Source organism: Oceanobacillus sp. FSL W7-1281, assembly GCF_037969835.1.
Lineage (GTDB): Bacteria > Bacillota > Bacilli > Bacillales > Amphibacillaceae > Oceanobacillus > Oceanobacillus oncorhynchi.
On the sequence record NZ_CP150214.1, the window covers coordinates 1,026,942 to 1,044,141 of the forward strand.

At 41.1% G+C, this 17,200-nt stretch carries 18 protein-coding genes; 7 read left to right on the forward strand and 11 right to left on the reverse strand.

Annotated features, from left to right (window positions below; genetic code table 11):
• Positions 1-14: 14 nt before the first annotated feature.
• The 3 genes from MKX55_RS05085 (at position 15) to MKX55_RS05095 (ending at position 3,029) form a co-directional block, all read left to right on the forward strand.
• The gene (locus tag MKX55_RS05085) at positions 15-1,004 is read left to right on the forward strand and encodes an iron chelate uptake ABC transporter family permease subunit (protein WP_339185127.1); all 990 of its coding nucleotides are present in this window, start codon (positions 15-17) and stop codon (positions 1,002-1,004) included.
• 34 nt (positions 1,005-1,038) lie between these two features.
• Entirely contained in the window at positions 1,039-2,064 is a 1,026-nt protein-coding gene (locus MKX55_RS05090; RefSeq protein WP_339185128.1) for an iron chelate uptake ABC transporter family permease subunit, read from the forward strand.
• A 221-nt stretch (positions 2,065-2,285) separates the two neighbouring features.
• The gene (locus MKX55_RS05095) at positions 2,286-3,029 is read left to right on the forward strand and encodes a SurA N-terminal domain-containing protein (RefSeq protein WP_339236577.1); all 744 of its coding nucleotides are present in this window, start codon (positions 2,286-2,288) and stop codon (positions 3,027-3,029) included.
• Positions 3,030-3,207: 178 nt separating this feature from the next.
• Here the strand turns inward: MKX55_RS05095 and MKX55_RS05100 are convergent, their stop codons facing one another.
• The 11 genes from MKX55_RS05100 to hisZ form a co-directional block, all read right to left on the reverse strand.
• Entirely contained in the window at positions 3,208-4,428 is a 1,221-nt protein-coding gene (locus MKX55_RS05100) for an Nramp family divalent metal transporter (protein ID WP_339236579.1), read from the reverse strand.
• A gap of 53 nt (positions 4,429-4,481) precedes the next feature.
• Positions 4,482-5,423 (reverse strand): agmatinase family protein, encoded by a 942-nt coding sequence (locus MKX55_RS05105; protein ID WP_339182934.1) that lies wholly within the window; start codon positions 5,421-5,423, stop codon positions 4,482-4,484.
• A 236-nt stretch (positions 5,424-5,659) separates the two neighbouring features.
• Entirely contained in the window at positions 5,660-6,721 is a 1,062-nt protein-coding gene (hisC, locus tag MKX55_RS05110; RefSeq protein WP_339182936.1) for a histidinol-phosphate transaminase, read from the reverse strand.
• Positions 6,714-7,346, reverse strand: coding sequence for a bifunctional phosphoribosyl-AMP cyclohydrolase/phosphoribosyl-ATP diphosphatase HisIE (gene hisIE, locus MKX55_RS05115; RefSeq protein ID WP_339182938.1), 633 nt, complete (start codon positions 7,344-7,346; stop codon positions 6,714-6,716). Before hisIE ends, hisC begins: the two co-directional genes overlap by 8 nt.
• Positions 7,346-8,107 carry an imidazole glycerol phosphate synthase subunit HisF gene (gene hisF / locus MKX55_RS05120; protein ID WP_339182940.1) on the reverse strand — a complete coding sequence of 254 codons (762 nt, stop codon included), beginning with the start codon at positions 8,105-8,107 and terminating at the stop codon, positions 7,346-7,348. The genes hisIE and hisF overlap by 1 nt, the downstream gene beginning before the upstream one ends.
• Positions 8,097-8,819, reverse strand: a complete 723-nt coding sequence (gene hisA, locus MKX55_RS05125; protein WP_339182942.1) for a 1-(5-phosphoribosyl)-5-[(5-phosphoribosylamino)methylideneamino]imidazole-4-carboxamide isomerase — start codon at positions 8,817-8,819, stop codon at positions 8,097-8,099. The genes hisF and hisA overlap by 11 nt, the downstream gene beginning before the upstream one ends.
• A complete protein-coding gene (gene hisH, locus MKX55_RS05130; protein ID WP_339182943.1) occupies positions 8,816-9,421 on the reverse strand; it encodes an imidazole glycerol phosphate synthase subunit HisH in 606 nt (201 codons plus the stop codon). The genes hisA and hisH overlap by 4 nt, the downstream gene beginning before the upstream one ends.
• Before the next feature lie 23 nt (positions 9,422-9,444).
• Complete coding sequence (gene hisB, locus MKX55_RS05135; protein ID WP_042532273.1) at positions 9,445-10,029, reverse strand: imidazoleglycerol-phosphate dehydratase HisB; 585 nt, start codon at positions 10,027-10,029, stop codon at positions 9,445-9,447.
• On the reverse strand, positions 10,016-11,320 hold the full coding sequence (hisD, locus tag MKX55_RS05140) for a histidinol dehydrogenase (protein WP_339182947.1): 1,305 nt from the start codon (positions 11,318-11,320) through the stop codon (positions 10,016-10,018). Before hisD ends, hisB begins: the two co-directional genes overlap by 14 nt.
• Positions 11,301-11,954 carry an ATP phosphoribosyltransferase gene (gene hisG, locus MKX55_RS05145; RefSeq protein WP_339236582.1) on the reverse strand — a complete coding sequence of 218 codons (654 nt, stop codon included), beginning with the start codon at positions 11,952-11,954 and terminating at the stop codon, positions 11,301-11,303. Before hisG ends, hisD begins: the two co-directional genes overlap by 20 nt.
• A complete protein-coding gene (gene hisZ, locus MKX55_RS05150; RefSeq protein ID WP_339236584.1) occupies positions 11,951-13,162 on the reverse strand; it encodes an ATP phosphoribosyltransferase regulatory subunit in 1,212 nt (403 codons plus the stop codon). Before hisZ ends, hisG begins: the two co-directional genes overlap by 4 nt.
• A gap of 112 nt (positions 13,163-13,274) precedes the next feature.
• Between hisZ and MKX55_RS05155 the strand changes: the two genes are divergently transcribed.
• The 4 genes from MKX55_RS05155 (at position 13,275) to MKX55_RS05170 (ending at position 17,175) form a co-directional block, all read left to right on the forward strand.
• Positions 13,275-14,063: a histidinol-phosphatase HisJ family protein gene (locus tag MKX55_RS05155; RefSeq protein WP_339182950.1), complete on the forward strand. Its 789-nt coding sequence runs from the start codon at positions 13,275-13,277 to the stop codon at positions 14,061-14,063.
• A gap of 699 nt (positions 14,064-14,762) precedes the next feature.
• The gene (locus MKX55_RS05160; RefSeq protein ID WP_339236587.1) at positions 14,763-15,191 is read left to right on the forward strand and encodes a universal stress protein; all 429 of its coding nucleotides are present in this window, start codon (positions 14,763-14,765) and stop codon (positions 15,189-15,191) included.
• 274 nt (positions 15,192-15,465) lie between these two features.
• A complete protein-coding gene (locus tag MKX55_RS05165) occupies positions 15,466-16,002 on the forward strand; it encodes a hypothetical protein (protein WP_339236589.1) in 537 nt (178 codons plus the stop codon).
• A 366-nt stretch (positions 16,003-16,368) separates the two neighbouring features.
• Positions 16,369-17,175 carry an alpha/beta fold hydrolase gene (locus tag MKX55_RS05170; RefSeq protein WP_339236591.1) on the forward strand — a complete coding sequence of 269 codons (807 nt, stop codon included), beginning with the start codon at positions 16,369-16,371 and terminating at the stop codon, positions 17,173-17,175.
• The last annotated feature ends 25 nt before the right edge of the window (positions 17,176-17,200 follow it).

The following is a 17,200-nucleotide window of genomic DNA, read 5'->3' on the forward strand; positions in this document are numbered from 1 at the left end:
ATACAAAACAAAAAATGTTTGGGGCTGGGAACTCTCAGCCCCTGCATTCTAATCATCAAAAAATATGGACGAAGCCTTTTATATTAGCAATTCTCATTGTTATTATTTTAGGTGTTATTTCCATGTCTGTCGGAGTTTATGACATACGGGGACGCGAAGATGGAATGGAGATGTTTTTCATTACCCGTATCCCAAGGACAGCTGCACTCATGCTTACTGGGGCTGCGATGGCAATGTCTGGACTCGTCATGCAGCTTATTACACAGAATCGCTTAGTTGAACCTACCACAACGGGAACGATTGAATGGGCAGGCTTGGGATTGGTTATCGTTTATTTATTAATTCCCGCACCATCTTTAGTTGAAAGAATGACTGGAGCAATCATTTTTTCCTTTATAGGAACGATGGTTTTCTTTTTGTTTTTAAGAAGAGTTAAACTTCGTTCGTCTTTAATTGTCCCGATTATTGGAATCATGCTTGGAGCGGTTATTTCAGCAGTTTCCACGTTTGTCGGGCTCGTTTTTCAAATGTCACAAAGTGTTGAAACCTGGTTTGTAGGTTCTTTTGCATCAATTCAGGTTGGAAGATATGAATATTTATGGCTGATTGTTGTAGTTACTTTTCTGATTTTCATCTATGCTAATAGGCTGACACTAGCTGGATTAGGGGAGGATGTTACAAAAAGCCTTGGAGTAAGTTATAATACAATTGTTCTTATTGGTACGGCTCTTATTGCTGTTGCAGTTGGAATTGTTGCCGCTGTTATTGGAAACTTACCGTTTTTAGGTTTGATTGTACCAAATATTGTTTCCATGTTTAGAGGCGATGATTTAAGAAGTAACCTGCCGTGGGTATGTGTGTCTGGAATGGCGGCCCTAACCGCCGCTGATATCATATCCCGAACCGTTATCATGCCATTTGAAGTACCTGTTTCTTTGATACTTGGAACGGTGGGCGCAGTTGTATTTATTGTTATTTTATTAAGAAGAAGGAGGCTAGGATAACGAATTGGAATATACTAATGAAAAAAATGTCAAAATGGATTCTAGCCTTCCTAAAAATGATAAACCATCTAAAGCTTTTCGTTCTAAAAAGGAGGAAAGACGTTATTGGATACTATTGATAACACTGATTGCTTTGGGCCTTCTTTCTTCGTATGGACTTTTAGTTTATAATAATCCGGTTCCAATAGACTCTCCTTCCTTTATCCCGGTTGCTAAAAGAAGAATGGTAGCTATTGTTTCCATGATTATTGCTGCAGTTTGTCAGAGTCTGGCGACCGTTGCATTCCAATCGATTACGAATAATCGGGTGATCACTCCTTCGCTTTTAGGATTTGAAGCACTTTACTCTACAATACATACGAGTACCATGTTTTTCTTCGGTACCACGGCATTTATAGGTTACATGGGTACTGGATCTTTTTTATTTCAAGTAGCTATTATGGTCGCGATGTGTTTGATACTGTATGGGTGGTTACTTTCCGGAAAGTATGGAAATTTACAACTTATGCTTTTAGTTGGTATCATTATTGGAACGGGGCTAAGGTCTTTGTCAACGTTTATGAGAAAACTGCTTGCGCCTTCCGAGTTTGATATTTTACAGGCAAAGCTGTTTGGATCTGTTAATAATGCGGACGCAGCATATTTTCCGATTGCGATTCCGATTGTAATTATCGTAGCATTCCTTCTTCTTGCGTATTCTAAGCGATTGAATGTATTATCGCTCGGAAAAGAGATTTCTAGTTCTTTAGGATTGAATCATAAATTTAGTATCATTTATGTTCTTGTATTAGTTTCTATTTTAATGTCCATCTCAACGGCTTTAGTTGGACCGCTTACTTTCTTTGGTTTTTTGGTAGCAACGTTAAGTTATCAATTAGCACAGACGTATGATCACAGATATATTTTTCCTATGGCTCTTGCTATTGGTTTCTTGGTATTAACTGGCGCATATTTTATTATGAACCATGTATTTAATGCGCAGGGCGTCGTTTCAATTATTATTGAAATTGCTGGTGGAGTCACATTTTTGATTATTATCTTAAAGAGGAAGACGTTATGATTGTTTAATTTTATCCATACTTTTATATTCTCGGAACAGCTTAAACAAGAGCAGCGTTTTACGTTGCTCTTGTTTATTTTAGTTGTTGAGAGAATAAGAAATCCAGATACAGCCATACTGTTATAGAACTGTAAAAAAAATTAATGCTCGAAAACTTGAAACAGGGAAAGCATGTATGATTGAATGGAACATGACAAATCAAAAAAGCGAGGGATGTTTCAATGAAGAAACTGTCACTAACAATATTGATGATAATCACCATGCTTCTAGCAGCATGCGGAAATGATGATAACGAAGGCGAGCAAGAAGGCGCTGAACAAGAACAAGAGCAGCAAGAACAGGGAGAAGAGCAAGCCGCACCGCAAGAGCCGGATCCGGTAGAATTCTCTGATGATGAATTTTTAGATGAAGAGGAGCCAGTCGTTGTTGTAAATGGAGAAGAAGTGAATGGAGCAGCATATAATGCAGCTTATTCTCTAGTAAAATCAATGTCTGCTCAATACGGTCAGGATGTTTCAGATTTAGAAGCAGTACAGGATCAAACCATTGATTATCTTGTAGAACAAGAGCTTATTATGCAAGAAGCAGAAGATGCCGGTATTGAGGTAAGCGACGAAGAAGTACAAGAAGAAGTAGATGCGGCTAAAGAAAGCGGCGGAGAAGAAGGCTTTCAACAATCATTGGAGCAGTTAAATTTAACAGAAGAACAATTTGCACAACAGCTCAGATTTGATTTAGCAACACAGCAATATATGGAAGAAGAAGTAGATACAGAAGTAACGGATGAAGAAGTGCAGGAAATGTATGATCAGTTATCAGCACAAATGGGTGACCAGGAAATGCAAGACCTGGATGAAATCAGAGATGATGTGGAACAAATGGTTATCCAGAACAAACAGCAGGAAGCTTATACAAATAAAGTAGATGAATTAAAAGAATCTGCAGAGATAGAAGAACAAATTTAAAGCTTCATAAAGACGAAGCAATTCATTTTTAGAAAGCAGCAGAGAGAAATTTTTCTGAAAAGCATCGCAAGGTTCGGCGAATGTTTACGTAATACCAGACAGGATGACACTTTTACAGAAAAAAAATCTCATGAATAAAGAAGGAAGTGCTTCTCCATAGGGGAGCACTTCCTTCTTTTTATAAAAAGCTGCTGATAGCATCTACTAAACTGTACGTACCGAGAAAGAAGACAACAGCAGTAACCAGACCGCCGATAATATTTAACCACAATGGATTTACATATTTCCCCATTGCGTTTTTCCTGTTAACCACAACCAAGATGAAAATTGCAATAAGCGGCAGGATGATTCCATTTAATGCTTGTGCGACAAGCAATACTTCTAGAGGTTCAAAACCAATTGCAGAAGTGATAATTCCTAAAATGATGACGACACTAAAGACCGTTTTATATTTCTTATTAGCAAATCCGCCTTCCCATCTCATAAAGCTGCTTACTGTCACTGCAGCGCCCATAGGAGAAGCAATAGCAGATGAAAAACCGGCAGCAAAGAGACCGATACTAACAAATATTGGAGCTAAACCTCCCATCAGAGGCTCTAATGGGGAAGCAAGCTGGACCACGCTTGTCACCTCTGTACCTTGGATTAATGCGCCAGCTGTAATTAATATTGCTGCGGTAATAATCCCGCCCACTGTAATGGAAAGGATGGTATCTGTTCTTACTGCTTTTAAATCCTTTACATTGTTCCATTTCTCACTGACTGTAGAAGCATGGATAAAAAAGTTATAGGGAACAACGGTGGTACCGATTAACGCAATAATCATCAGAATAGATCCGTCTGGAATCGATGGAATAAATGCTCCCTCAAGAACGCGGAGAACGTCAGGTCCAGCGACAAACATCGTGGTAATAAAGGTGATACTCATAATAACGATTAAAAAAATCATGACTTTTTCAATAAATTTATAACCGCCAAGTAAATTGAGCATTAAAATAATAATTCCGATAATTGGCGCAACATAATTTTCAGAGATGCCGGTTAAGTAAGAAACACCTAGAGAGGTTCCTAATAAATCTCCGCTTATGTATGCGGCACAGCCTACACAAACCGCAATAAGGACAATCCATACGGATGCGAATTTTAGAATTTGATTCTGGAATAATTCGCGAATGTTTTCTCCTAAACCTTGTTTGGTTACAATTCCAATTCTGGCTACCATTTCCTGCAGGAAAATCGTCGCTATAATGGAGAAAATAACTGCCCATAACAAAGCAAAACCAAATCCTGCCCCTGCTCTTGTCGCAGTAGTTACTGTACCGGGGCCGATAAAAGATGCCGTAATGATAGCACCCGGTCCAATGATTTTGAGCTTCTCAACTAATTTTGATTGCGCCAAGTAAAACGCCTCCTTTGTATGATAAGCAGGAAGGGGAAGCTCCCTTTTCCTGCTTACTTGGCTTGCCCGCCATGAACATGACCGGCCAATACATACAGCACGGCTGTCGATACAAAATGTGCTGAATTTTGATTGAAATCCTGCTGCGGATAGACCTCTACAAAATCCATCCCGCAAAGGCCGCGTTTAGCAAATTCATAAATCATTGTCAGAAGCTCATAGGAAGTCAATCCATTTCCGTCCACTGGTCCGCCCGGATTGAAAGCAAAGTCAAGCACATCACTGCAAATCGTCAAATAAACCACATCAACGTCCTTAGAAGCCATCTCATAGATTTCATTTGCATATTTCTTTAAATCACTTTGCTCGCGGATGTCATTGATGGTTATCGTTACAGCGCCGGCTTCATTCGCATGCTTGCCTGTTTCCGGTTTATTACGTGGGCCTTTGATTCCTGTATGAATCAAGCTTTCGTTACGTACACCTTCCGTTTCATATAAGCGCATAAAAGGGGTGCTTCTGGCGAACTTATCCCCTTCATGATGCGGCATATTATCATAATGGGAATCTAGGTGAATAATACCGACTTTTTTGCCTGTGTTGGTCAGACCTTTTACAATCGGATAAGTAATACCGTGGTCTCCGCCAAGTCCGACCAGAAACTTTCCGCTTTTCCACAGATTTTCTGCAAAGTCCTCAATTCGATTCATGGTTTCCGGCACATCATGAGGAACGATGCTGACATCGCCGACATCTCCTAAACTTAGATGGTCTTCTACATTGATATGGTCTAATTCCGGCAGATATGTACTGTATCTGGCAGAGGATAAACGGATTTGCTTTGGACCAAGCTCACAGCCCGTATAATCTCCCCATGTACAAGCACCTTCCCAAGGCACACCATAGATTAGTACATCGGTATCAGGGTTCTTTTGGTTTGTCAGATTTCTTGCTCCTAACAGCGGCGGTGTATTCCCATAAATATTTGTGCTCATTATCATTCTCCTTTTTGAATAGAAGTCATTTGGTCTGATATTTCTAAAAACAATCATAGAAAAATAGATTGTTTATCAAGCCCTTGGAATAAGGGCTGATTTAAAAACATTCCTTATTTCTTATATACACTTCTGAAAAATATATAAACCTTTAATTTTTGCTATATAAAAAGCCATTAGAGGATTTCCTCTAACGGCTTTCTATGAACCTATTCTTCTTGGTTAAAATAAATACCTTATTTTTCCGTAATGCTGTCTATAGCATGTAACAGCTTCGTCATCTGTTCCTTTGTCCCAATGGAAATTCGCAAATAGTTTTCTAACCTCGGTTTATTAAAATAGCGAATCAAGAAGCCGGCTTGCTTCAGTTCCATAAACAGTTTCTCAGCTTCTATCCCTTCCGGAGAAGCAAGCACAAAATTAGCTTGAGAAGGGAGGACATGGAAGTCTCTTTTCTCTAATTCCTGCCGAAAGTACTCTCTGGTTTTAATAATTTCCTGCCGTGTTTTTTCAAAATAAGCGGTATCCCGAAATGCTTGCACGGCACCGGCGATAGCTAACCGGTCAATGGTATAGGAATTAAACGAATCCTTCACCCGTGTTAATCCGTCAATCAAGTCTTTATGCCCCATCGCCATACCTACACGGAGACCGGCAAGCGACCGGGATTTAGACAGGGTTTGCACAACGAGTAAATTCGGATAGCTGTCTATCAGAGAAACAGCGGAGCTTTCAGCGAAGTCTACATATGCTTCATCCACAATCACAACGTGATCCGGATTATTTTTTAAGACTTCTTCAATCGCATCCAGCTCCAGATATAGGCTGGTCGGTGCATTCGGATTTGGGAAAATGACGCCGCCTTCTGCGTTGAAGAGCGATTGGGGAGAGATTGTAAAATCATCCTCCAAAGCAACCTCCTCCACATCCAGCTGATAGAGCTTTGCATATACGGGATAAAAACTGTAAGTAATATCTGGGTATTTAATAGCCTTTCCAGGTTCAAAAAATGTCATAAAACTAAGCGCAAGCACTTCATCGGAACCATTGCCGATAAAAACCTGTTCTTTTTTTAATCCATAGCAGCTGCCTATTTCCTTCCTGAGATCATCGACAGCAGGGGACGGGTAAAGCTGCAATTTCGTCCTTGCCTCCTCCTCAATCGCTGCAATAACATTTGGAGAAGGAGGAAAGGGATTTTCATTCGTATTTAATTTAATAATGGAGGGGTCATCTAATTGCTCCCCGGGAATATAAGGTTCCAGCTGTTCGATTAAAGGATTCCAAAATCTACTCACGGTGCTGTCCCTCTTTTTCAATATGGCGTTCGTTCAATATTTTTTTTATGTCTTTGGAACTTACGCCTTGCTCCTCCATTAAAACAAGGGAGTGATACAATAAATCAGCTAACTCATTGGTTAATTCTTCTTTATCATTGTTTTTTGCACCGATGACGACCTCCGTCGACTCTTCACCGATTTTTTTTAGGATTTTATCTAATCCTTTATTAAACAGGTACGTTGTATAAGCGCCTTCCTGCGGATTTTCTTTACGGTCTTTAATTTTGCCGGTCAGCTCATTAACGATAGAGAATAACGGTTTTTCTGTTTCAGATAAGGTTGTCTCAAAGCAGGTTGTTGTGCCTTTATGGCAGGCTGGGCCAAGCGGCTGTACCTGGACAACTAAAGCGTCTTGATCACAATCCACTGAAATGTTTTTGACTATCTGCTTATTTCCGGAAGTTTCCCCTTTATTCCAGAGCTCCTTGCGGCTGCGGGAATAGAACCATGTTTCACCCGTTTCTAATGTTTTTACTAAAGCAACCTCGTTCATATAAGCTAAAGTCAATACTTTTCCCGTTGCGTAATCCTGAATAATAGCCGGAACGAGTCCATTTTCATCGTATTTGATTGAAATCTCCATTATGCTTTCCTCCTCATTGGTATTCCTTGTGAGGATAAATATTCTTTTAATTCCGGAATAGGAATCTCCTCGTAATGAAAGACAGATGCAGCAAGTGCAGCATCGATACCTTCTGCAAAGACTTCTGAGAAATGCTCTATTTTACCTGCGCCGCCACTGGCAATCACAGGGATATTGACGGCATCTGCAATTTTTTTGGTTAATTCGATTTGATAGCCATTTTTTTCACCGTCTGCATCCATGGCATTGACAACCAGCTCGCCTGCCCCGAGAGCTTCTCCGCGTTTCGCCCATTCCACTGCATCTATCCCGGTATCCTTTCTTCCGCCGTTAATAAATACATGGAACGCATCATCTGCTGTTCTTTTGGCATCAATCGAGAGCACGATACATTGACTGCCAAACTTATCAGAGGACTCCTTAATTAATTCTGGACGCTGCACAGCTGCACTGTTTACCGAAACTTTATCCGCACCGGCATGAAGCACACTGTGAATATCCTGGATGGTACGGATACCGCCGCCGACCATAAAAGGGATAGCGATTTCGCGTGCAACCTGTTCAACCACATCCAGGAAAATGTTCCTTTCTTCATTGGAGGCAGTAATGTCATAAAAAACGAGTTCATCTGCACCTTCACGGTTATAACGTGCAGCCAATTCCACAGGATTAGCAACGTCCTTGATATCCTGAAATTTCTTACCTTTAACGACCCGGCCTTTATCTACATCCAGGCAGGGGATAATGCGTTTAGCGAGCATGATTGTCCTCCTCTACAACGTCTTCCAGCTGAAGGCTTCCATCATACAGCGCTTTTCCGATAATCGCGCCGTAAAGATCCAGAGCCTGAAGGTTGGCGACATCTTCTTTCCGGGAAACTCCGCCGGAAGCAATAATATTCATATTGGTTGCTTCCTGCATCGCTTGCAGCTCCTCCAGATTCGGTCCGCGCAGCATGCCATCCTTTAAAATATCTGTATATACAATTGTTGTTAAGCCGGCTGCTTCTAATTCCTTCGCAAGGTCAGCAGCTTTTTTATCGCTATTTTTTGTCCAGCCATCTGTCGCAATATAGCCATTCCGAGCGTCGAGAGAAACTGCGATTTTATCTCCATATAATTGAATTGCTTCGGTTAGCATATCCCAATCAGTGATTGCAGAGGTTCCAAGAATAACCCGGGCAGCTCCGCCTTCCACATACTCTCTGATCGTGTCCAGGGAGCGGATGCCGCCGCCGACTTCAACAGGAATGGATAATGCCTGAATGGTTTTAAGGATAATTTCTTTATTTTGGGGATCTCCTGTTTTGGCTCCGTCTAAATCGACCATGTGGAGGAAGGCGCCGCCTGCTTCCTGCCATTTTTTTGCTGTGTCCACCGGGGAGTCATTATAGGTTGTCTGCTGGTTATAATCGCCCTGCTTTAAGCGGACACAGTTGCCATCTTTCACATCAATTGCTGGAAAAATGATCATGAAATCATCTCCTCATAATTATTCAATAATGCAATACCGATATCCCCGCTTTTTTCCGGGTGAAATTGCATTCCTGTTATATTTTTATCCTGCACGATTGCTGGTACGCGTCCGCCATAATCGGCACTGGCGACCAATGTTTTTTCTTCCAGTTCATCAATTGCATAGGAATGAACGAAATAAACATAAGGATTTTCGCCAAGCTGATTTAATAAGCTCTGAGGCTGATTAGATTGAAGCGTATTCCAGCCCATATGTGGAACCTTGACTTTATCTGAAATACGTTTTACCGAACCGGATAGAAGACCAAGTCCTGTACATCCGCCATTTTCTTCGCTGAATTCATAGAAAAGCTGCATTCCAAGACAGATGCCTAAAATAGGCTTGCCATTTGCCGCTTCTTCTTTCAAAATCGTATCTAATTTGTAGCGCTGTAATGCTTCCATCGCATCCTTGAAGGCTCCGACACCGGGAAGAATAATGGAATCCGCCTGATGGATTTCTTCTGGATCCATGGTCAGTTTAGAGGTCTTCCCTAATTTATCTAATGCAAATTGCAGGCTTTTAATATTCCCTGCACCGTAATCAATAATGGCAATCATACCCCAGCCTCCTTTTTAAAATCTTATAGGCTTCCTTTGGTAGAAGGAACACCCTTTATCGTCGGATCAATGGATACCGCTTCACGAATTGCTCTGCCCAATCCTTTGAAGATGGATTCAATCATATGATGAGTGTTGGTTCCGTATAAAACTTCCACATGAAGGGTCACTTTGGCATGGCTGGTGAAGCCAATCAGAAATTCTTCCACTAATTCGGTATCGAAGTTCCCGACTTTGTCCTTTAACCCGTCTACACGATAAACTAAAAAGGAGCGGCCGCTGATATCGATGGAAATGGAAGAGAGCGATTCATCCATTGGTGTTGTTGCTGTTGCATAGCGTTTAATGCTTTCCTTTGTTCCTAATGCTTCGTTAAATGCCTGACCAAGGACAATACCGATATCTTCTACCGTATGATGCTGGTCTACCTCTAAATCTCCATCACATGCTACCTGTAAATCTAATCCGCCATGTTTGGTAAAGAGAGTCAGCATATGATCTAAAAAGCCGACCCCTGTTTTTAATTCTGATTTACCTTCTCCATCTACATTAAGAGCAAGGGAGATATTCGTTTCTTTGGTTTGCCGTTCTTTTTCAGCTTGACGCATCGTTGTTCTCCTTTCGAATTCGAATTGCATTTGCGTGTCCGGTTAAGCCTTCCGCTTCAGCAATGGTAATAATGGTATCAGCATAATCCAGCAGCCGTTCCTTTGAATAATGAATGGTGCTCGATTTTTTCATGAAGTCATACACGCCGAGCGGGGAGGAAAAGCGCGCTGTCCCATTTGTCGGCAGCGTATGGTTAGGGCCGGCAAAATAGTCACCTAAAGGCTCGCTGGAATACGGGCCGATGAAAATAGCTCCAGCATGCTTGATTTTCTCCACTTGTTCTTCCGCATTTTCCCCCATTAATTGCAGGTGTTCAGGAGCAATCGTGTTAATTAATTCGATTGCTTGTGCTTCATCCTCGCAGATAATAATTTTTCCGTTTGTCTGAATCGATTCACGGATAATAGCTGCACGCTCCAGTAAAGGGATTTGCCGCACAACCTCTTTTTGCACTTTCTCTGCATAAGCAGCATCTGTCGTCACACAAATTGAGGCAGCATCCTCCGCATGTTCTGCCTGGGATAATAAATCAGCAGCAACGTAGGAAGGAGGAACGGTATTATCAGCAAAGGCACAGATTTCACTTGGTCCTGCAATCATATCAATCGCGACATCGCCGAATACCCATTTCTTCGCACGGGCGACAAAAGCATTCCCGGGTCCAACGATTTTGTCTGTTTTAGGAAGGCTCGCTGTTCCATAGGCCAGAGCAGCAACAGCCTGAGCTCCGCCGATTTTGAATACCTGATCCGCACCGGCGATTTTTGCTGCTGTCAGAACAACAGGATCAATCGTTCCGTCGGGGCGGGGGGGGGTTGTAATCACAACCTGCTCGACACCGGCAACGACAGCTGGAATCACATCCATTAATACCGTGGAAGGATAGCTTGCTTTTCCTCCAGGAACGTAAACACCGACACGCTCCAGCGGTGTAATTTTCTGGCCGAGACGAATGCCGGGCTGCGGACTGAACTGAAAACCTTCTTCTTTGGTTCGTCGCTGGTACTGGCGAATGTTTTCCGCAGCTTCTGTTAATGCTTGAAAGAGAGCTGGCTGTTCAGATTTTACTTTATCAAAGGCAATATTCCATTCCTCATCAGAAACAAGCAAGGAGGATAAATCAGCTTTATCAAATTTTTTAGTATATGCAAGGGCAGCTTCATCCCCGCGCTCCTGTACAGCACGGATAATTTCCAAAACCTGCTCATCTAAATTTTGCTGCACCAGCTGTGTTGCTTTTTCTGTATTTTTTACATTTTGTTTATATGTTTCATAACGGAGAATTTGCATTTTTCTCACTCACAACCTGTTCCAATTTTTTTAGTACATCTTGAATTTCTTTTGAACGTGTTACAAAGCTTGCTTTATTCACAATGAACTTCATGCTGATGGTCTCGATATCTGCTAATATCTCTAGCCCGTTTTCATGCAGGGTGTTTCCAGTCTCGACAATGTCAACGATATAATCAGCAAGCCCAATTAATGGCGCCAGCTCAACGGAGCCATTGAGATGTACGGTCTCAATTGTCTGATTACGCTTGTCAAAAAAGTTCTTGGCAATATTCGGATATTTGGTGCCAATCGTTAACGACTGATTTTCCGGAAGGGAGACTCCTTTTTTTCCGGCGACAGAGAATTTACATTTTCCAATCCCTAAATCAAGGATTTCATAAACATCTGCTTCTGTTTCAATAATATTATCTCTGCCGACAATCCCGATATCCGCAGCGCCTTTTTCAACATAAATCGGAACATCCATCCCTTTTAAAAAGATTAATCGCAACGTCTTATCTTTATTAAAAAAAACGAGCTTACGGGTTTTTTCATGAAAGCCTTCAAAATGGATTCCTGCTGCTTCTAATAAATCAATGGATTGCTTTGCAGGGCGGCCTTTAGCTAAAGCGATAGTTACTGGCTGCATCATTTAACTTCCTTTCTAAAATACCAATCTAGTAATTCCTGATTTGTCTTAAACGCTGCTGTTTCTTTTTGTTTACTATATACTATCTCTTCAGATTTTACGAGTATCTCCGGTGAATCAGAGCGATTCTCCTTTTTATCAATCGTCTTTACAATGACTGTCTGATTTGCTGCCCGGAGGGATTCTGCAAGCTGAAAAGCACGCTGGCGTTCAGAAACTTCATAACGAAGCTCGATGATTTCAGCTTCAGTAAAGACACTGGGAAGCAGGTTAACAAGCAAATCAACCTCAAAAGCAAAGCCGATTGCCGGCGTTTCCTGATGAAAGGAGCGGGTTAAATAATCATAGCGTCCCCCCATCATGATGGGCTGGCCAAGCCCCTCCGCAAAGCCCTGAAAGATAATGCCGGAATAATAATTCATATGGTTAATCAGGCCGAGATTAATCGAAATATAGGAATCCACCTGATAATCCTGGAGAAGCTGGTACACTCTTGATACATAGTCCAGTTCTTCACGCATCTTGTCTGACGAGATAATATTCTCCGCTTCATCGATAACAAAGCTTGCATCTCCGTATAGCATTGGAATTTTACGAAGCTTTTCAATTAAGGCAGCCTCCAGCCCCAAGTCTTTTAAAAAGGGAACAATCTCCGAGATATTTTTCGACTGGATGTATTGATCCAGTTCTTTCTGCTGCATGGTGTCCAGGTCAGCCTCACGTAATAATTCTTTATAAAAAGCAGCATGACCGATTTCTATTTTAAAAGAAGGAATCTCTAATTCTTTTAAGCTTGTTACAGCTAATGCAATCAGCTCTGCATCTGCTTCCGGGGTACGTTCTCCAAACAGCTCTACACCTGCTTGTGTGCGGGAGCGTTCTTCTGTCGTGGAACGGAAAATATCCAGCACATAGGAGAGACGCCCGGTTGCTACTTCCTCCTGCAAATTGGTATAATGTCTGGCAATCGGGATGGTTGCATCTGGCCGCAGTACGAGCACTTTTCCAGAGGGGTCAATCAGCTTCAGCATATCGGCTGTATTGACAGTTCCTTGGACATCGTTATATAAATCATAATTTTCAAAAACAGGCGTCTCTACCTGCTGATATCCAAATTTAGAAAAGCGGTCGGTTAAGGTACGGATAACATGACGTTTTTTTGAAAATTGTTTCGGGTAAAACATGGTATGAAGCAGTTGTTTATTTCTCATAAAATTCTCCTTCGCATTCAACGCTTTATCAATTTAATGCTTTATCTAATTAAAGTTATTTAGTATTATAGTAATGTTCAGAAAAAAAGTCAATGAAAGGAGCATAACTTTTATGTATGATTTTCATATGCACTCAAGCTTTTCGGCAGATTGCGATGCAGAGATGGAGGAGATGATTCAGGAAGCGATAAACAAAGGGTTGAAGGAAATTGCATTTACAGAGCATTTAGATGTGGATTATCCGGATAAGGAATGGGAGTTTAGCTTCGATAAAGAAGCTTATCAAAAAAAATTAGAAGGGCTGCGGGAGAAATATCAGGATCGAATCCAAATCCGCAAAGGGATTGAGGTAGGGGTGCAGCCGCATGTGCTACAGGAGACATCCGATTTTATTAATCAGTTAGAGCCGGAATTTATTATTTGTTCCATGCATTCGGCAAATAAACAGGATTTGCATTCCGGTGAATTTTTTGAAGACAGAACCGTAGATGAAGCATATCGTATTTATTTTGAAGAGTACTATGAATGCCTGAAAAATTTTAAAAACTATCATATTTTAGGTCATCTTGATTTAGTCAGCAGATATGCATCTGGAGGCTGGGAACATGTGCCCCAGGATATAATGGAAGAAATATTAAAACTGGTTATTTCAGAAGGCAAGGGAATCGAATTAAACACATCCGGCTATAAATATGGCATGAATGCACCGCTGCCAAGTAAAAATTTATTGCGATTATACCGTAAGCTTGGCGGAGAGATTATCACATTAGGTTCTGATGCGCACCGTCCGGAAGAGATTGCCGCTCATTTTGAAGAAGCTAAAGAGATATTAACAGATTGCGGTTTTTCTTATATATGCAGTATGAATGGAGACGAGGTCCAATATCACTCTATAAAATAAAAATGCAATTCAGCGGATTTTGCTGCTATATAAATTGAAGTAAGAAATTACACTTTATTTTTCTTATAAAAATGACGTAATAATAATTGAAAACAGTAACTAGCGACGGTTTTTGATGGGGCGAGTAATCGCAATGGTTTTCGGTGGGGCGAGTAACCGCAGTCCCAGTCCCAGAAGAAAAACACGGAGACTCCTGGTCGGCTAAGAACGGTCACGTCCTGTGACCAACGACCGACACTAGGACGTCCTGTCCGTCGTGGGAAAGCGCGGAGGGAAGACCCCGCAGAAAAAAAGCGAACTTCTTTTTTCTACCCGCGGGGCATAAGTGCGACTTTGCTTCTGTCTGCGCCTGACGGCTTGCCAATCAGCAAGTCTTCTTTAAAGGAGATGAGCTCGGGGCCCACGGAAAGCGGAGTGTTTTTCTGGGGCCTAAGATTACTCACCCCATGAAACCCGTTGTAGCGGTAGCTATTAATTTCAATTTATATAGTAGAATTAATTGGTCGTTGCTGACTGTTAGAATTTCCGTAAAGAGACACCATCATTCTTCATTTATGAGGCGGGATTCTTACAGTCAGTTACACTGTGTAAATTAATGACGCTTTTTCAACACTTTTATGAATTTGTAAACGTTTTAAAGGAAATATGTTACGATAATAATAGGAAGACAATACGAGATAGGGAGGAATAGGGACGAGTATGAATATATTAGTAGCTTATGACGGATCCGACCTTAGTAAAAAAGCAGTAGAAGAAGCGAAAGAGCAGGTGAAGCTTGCAGAAGACGCCGTTGTCCATGTGGTTACCGTTATTTCCAATGGCGGTCCGACTGTAAATGCAGCCCTTGCCCGTGCATTTATGGACGATTTGGCAGAGGAAGCACGTCCTGCCATCCATGAAATATATAAAGAGTTGGAAGCGGATGGAATAGCATGTGAAACAGAAGTTTTGATAGATTATTCTTTCCGTAATCCAGGTTCTAAAGTGATTGAATATGCCAAAGAAAAGGAAATAGATTTAATTGTTTTAGGAAGCCGCGGACTTGGAGGAGTAGGAAGATTTCTGCTTGGAAGCGTCAGTACGCAGATTGTTCATCAATCGGCGTGTAAAGTACTTGTTGTGAAATAAAGGATAAAAAAAAGTCTCAAGCTCTCATGATATTTGGTTATGAGAGCTTGAGACTTTTTTTTAGAGTTGAATCAGGTCTCAGGCCATTTTTGCCCAAACGATTAGTGACAGCAGCAATCATATCATTCGATCAGCATAGTATGGCAGCATATTTTCATGTCTATGAAGAAATAGTACCTTAAAAAATCTCTTGACCATTAATAGGCATCTATGTATAATTTAATCGTAATCATTACGAAACGTAATCATTACGTATAATGGAAGGAGTGTTTCTATGAAGAAGTTTTGGCAATTAGGAATTATATTAGGCTTAATCAGTTTCCTGTTTATAGCCGGCTGTCAATCCGGGAATGAGGAAGCAGATAATCAGGAAGAAGGAACCGGCAGTCAAGAAGATGCAGAAGGAAATCATGAAGAAGAGGGGCACGACCATGCTCATGGTGACGAAGCAGCTTCCTTCGATGATTTGCCGGAAAATATCGAAATTGAAGGGTTATCCGACCATTACCATACAGGCGATGTTTTTAAATTAGAGGCGGTAACAGAAGAGGAAGGTTTGGATCATTGGCACTGGTACATACGTGATTCTGCTGAAGAGGAATGGGCGGTGGCAGAAGATCAATACGGGGATTCTTATATGGGTGATGCAGAAGTAGATGGACAGGAAGTTCTTGCGGTTCTTTACGATGATGATCATAATCCGGTTGCCAAGTCTCCTGTTACAGAAATTACGATTGACGACCATGAAGATAGCAGTGAAGATGATCATGGCCACGATCATGAGCATGAAGATGACGACCATCATCATTAATCATATTATGTAAATACTTATAAGCAGAAATAGATTATCGGACGGGATATTTCTATGAACGGATGCTCAATAATGGTTGAAAGCAAATAGAATGCTGTTTAAAAAGCAAATTCTATTTGCTTTCTTTTTGTAGATAGCCATGGAGGAGGAATGAACACAGTGCTTCCAGCAGATGCTTATTTTTTAATCATTATTTTCTTAAAATTTCTACTTTAATTTTATAACAATAAAATATGTTAATGCAGTAAAAAAATAAACACATAAAGCAGAAGAAAAGGTGTTCCAGCAAAGGAAGGATGTTATAATAGCTATGTACTTCAGAGCATGAGACGTACTTAGATTTACAACAGAAATTGAGGGAAATAAATGAGAAAGAAGATTGCAGGTATTGTCCTGGGTCTCCTGGTTGTCTGCGCCATTGCAACAGGTATTTATTTTTACCAGAACGATGAAACGCAAGCAGAGGAGTATACTGGAGCACCGACGATTTTTATACATGGTTATAAAGGAACGGAGAATTCATTTGGTCATATGCTTGACCGTTTTGAAAATACGTACCAATGGGGAAATAAAGGGTTTATCTACTATGTGACAGAGAACGGAGATATTGTCGATTATAACTTAAATAACGGAAGATATGCGCCCATGTTTGTACAGATTGTTTTAGAGGATAATCGTGCAAGCTTTGAGGAAAGTACAGAATGGATTGCGGCAGTGCTTCTTCATCTCAAGGAAAATTATCGGGTGGAGGAAGTTAACCTGGTCGGACATTCTATGGGCGGTATTCTGGCGGTGAAATATACGATGGAATATGTAAGGAATGACTATCCATCTGTTAATAAACTTGTAGCCATCGGCAGTCCATTTGATGGCATTTATAATGAAAGATATTTTGAAATTCATCAAGATGCAGCTGCAGAAGATTTGAAACCCGATTCGCATGCGATAAATATGCTGCAGCAGAATATGTTTCCGGCGGATGTGGATGTGTACAGCATTGCCAGTACAGGAGACGCAGTTGCAGTCCCGGAGAGTGTGAAGGCGCTGAGGAGTATGATACCCGAGCAAAATTTCAAAGAAACGATTATTGATGACCCGCAGCTGACACACAGTGCCCTGCACGAAAGTATGCAAATTGATAAATTGATTCATAGCTTTTTGTGGCAAGATTAAAGCGAATCAACTACAATGGTATAGG

What these genes read in the sequence shown, in the direction of transcription:
- hisG (WP_339236582.1), bottom strand. Translation starts at nt 11,954, where the DNA reads ATGATGCAGCCAGTAACTATCGCTTTAGCTAAAGGCCGCCCTGCAAAG.
- MKX55_RS05170 (WP_339236591.1), top strand. Translation starts at nt 16,369, where the DNA reads ATGAGAAAGAAGATTGCAGGTATTGTCCTGGGTCTCCTGGTTGTCTGC.
- hisA (WP_339182942.1), bottom strand. Translation starts at nt 8,819, where the DNA reads ATGATCATTTTTCCAGCAATTGATGTGAAAGATGGCAACTGTGTCCGC.
- hisZ (WP_339236584.1), bottom strand. Translation starts at nt 13,162, where the DNA reads ATGAGAAATAAACAACTGCTTCATACCATGTTTTACCCGAAACAATTT.
- hisF (WP_339182940.1), bottom strand. Translation starts at nt 8,107, where the DNA reads ATGCTCGCTAAACGCATTATCCCCTGCCTGGATGTAGATAAAGGCCGG.
- hisD (WP_339182947.1), bottom strand. Translation starts at nt 11,320, where the DNA reads ATGCAAATTCTCCGTTATGAAACATATAAACAAAATGTAAAAAATACA.
- MKX55_RS05085 (WP_339185127.1), top strand. Translation starts at nt 15, where the DNA reads ATGTTTGGGGCTGGGAACTCTCAGCCCCTGCATTCTAATCATCAAAAA.
- hisH (WP_339182943.1), bottom strand. Translation starts at nt 9,421, where the DNA reads ATGATTGCCATTATTGATTACGGTGCAGGGAATATTAAAAGCCTGCAA.
- MKX55_RS05095 (WP_339236577.1), top strand. Translation starts at nt 2,286, where the DNA reads ATGAAGAAACTGTCACTAACAATATTGATGATAATCACCATGCTTCTA.
- hisIE (WP_339182938.1), bottom strand. Translation starts at nt 7,346, where the DNA reads ATGGAGATTTCAATCAAATACGATGAAAATGGACTCGTTCCGGCTATT.
- hisB (WP_042532273.1), bottom strand. Translation starts at nt 10,029, where the DNA reads ATGCGTCAAGCTGAAAAAGAACGGCAAACCAAAGAAACGAATATCTCC.
- MKX55_RS05105 (WP_339182934.1), bottom strand. Translation starts at nt 5,423, where the DNA reads ATGAGCACAAATATTTATGGGAATACACCGCCGCTGTTAGGAGCAAGA.
- MKX55_RS05165 (WP_339236589.1), top strand. Translation starts at nt 15,466, where the DNA reads ATGAAGAAGTTTTGGCAATTAGGAATTATATTAGGCTTAATCAGTTTC.
- MKX55_RS05090 (WP_339185128.1), top strand. Translation starts at nt 1,039, where the DNA reads ATGGATTCTAGCCTTCCTAAAAATGATAAACCATCTAAAGCTTTTCGT.
- MKX55_RS05155 (WP_339182950.1), top strand. Translation starts at nt 13,275, where the DNA reads ATGTATGATTTTCATATGCACTCAAGCTTTTCGGCAGATTGCGATGCA.
- MKX55_RS05160 (WP_339236587.1), top strand. Translation starts at nt 14,763, where the DNA reads ATGAATATATTAGTAGCTTATGACGGATCCGACCTTAGTAAAAAAGCA.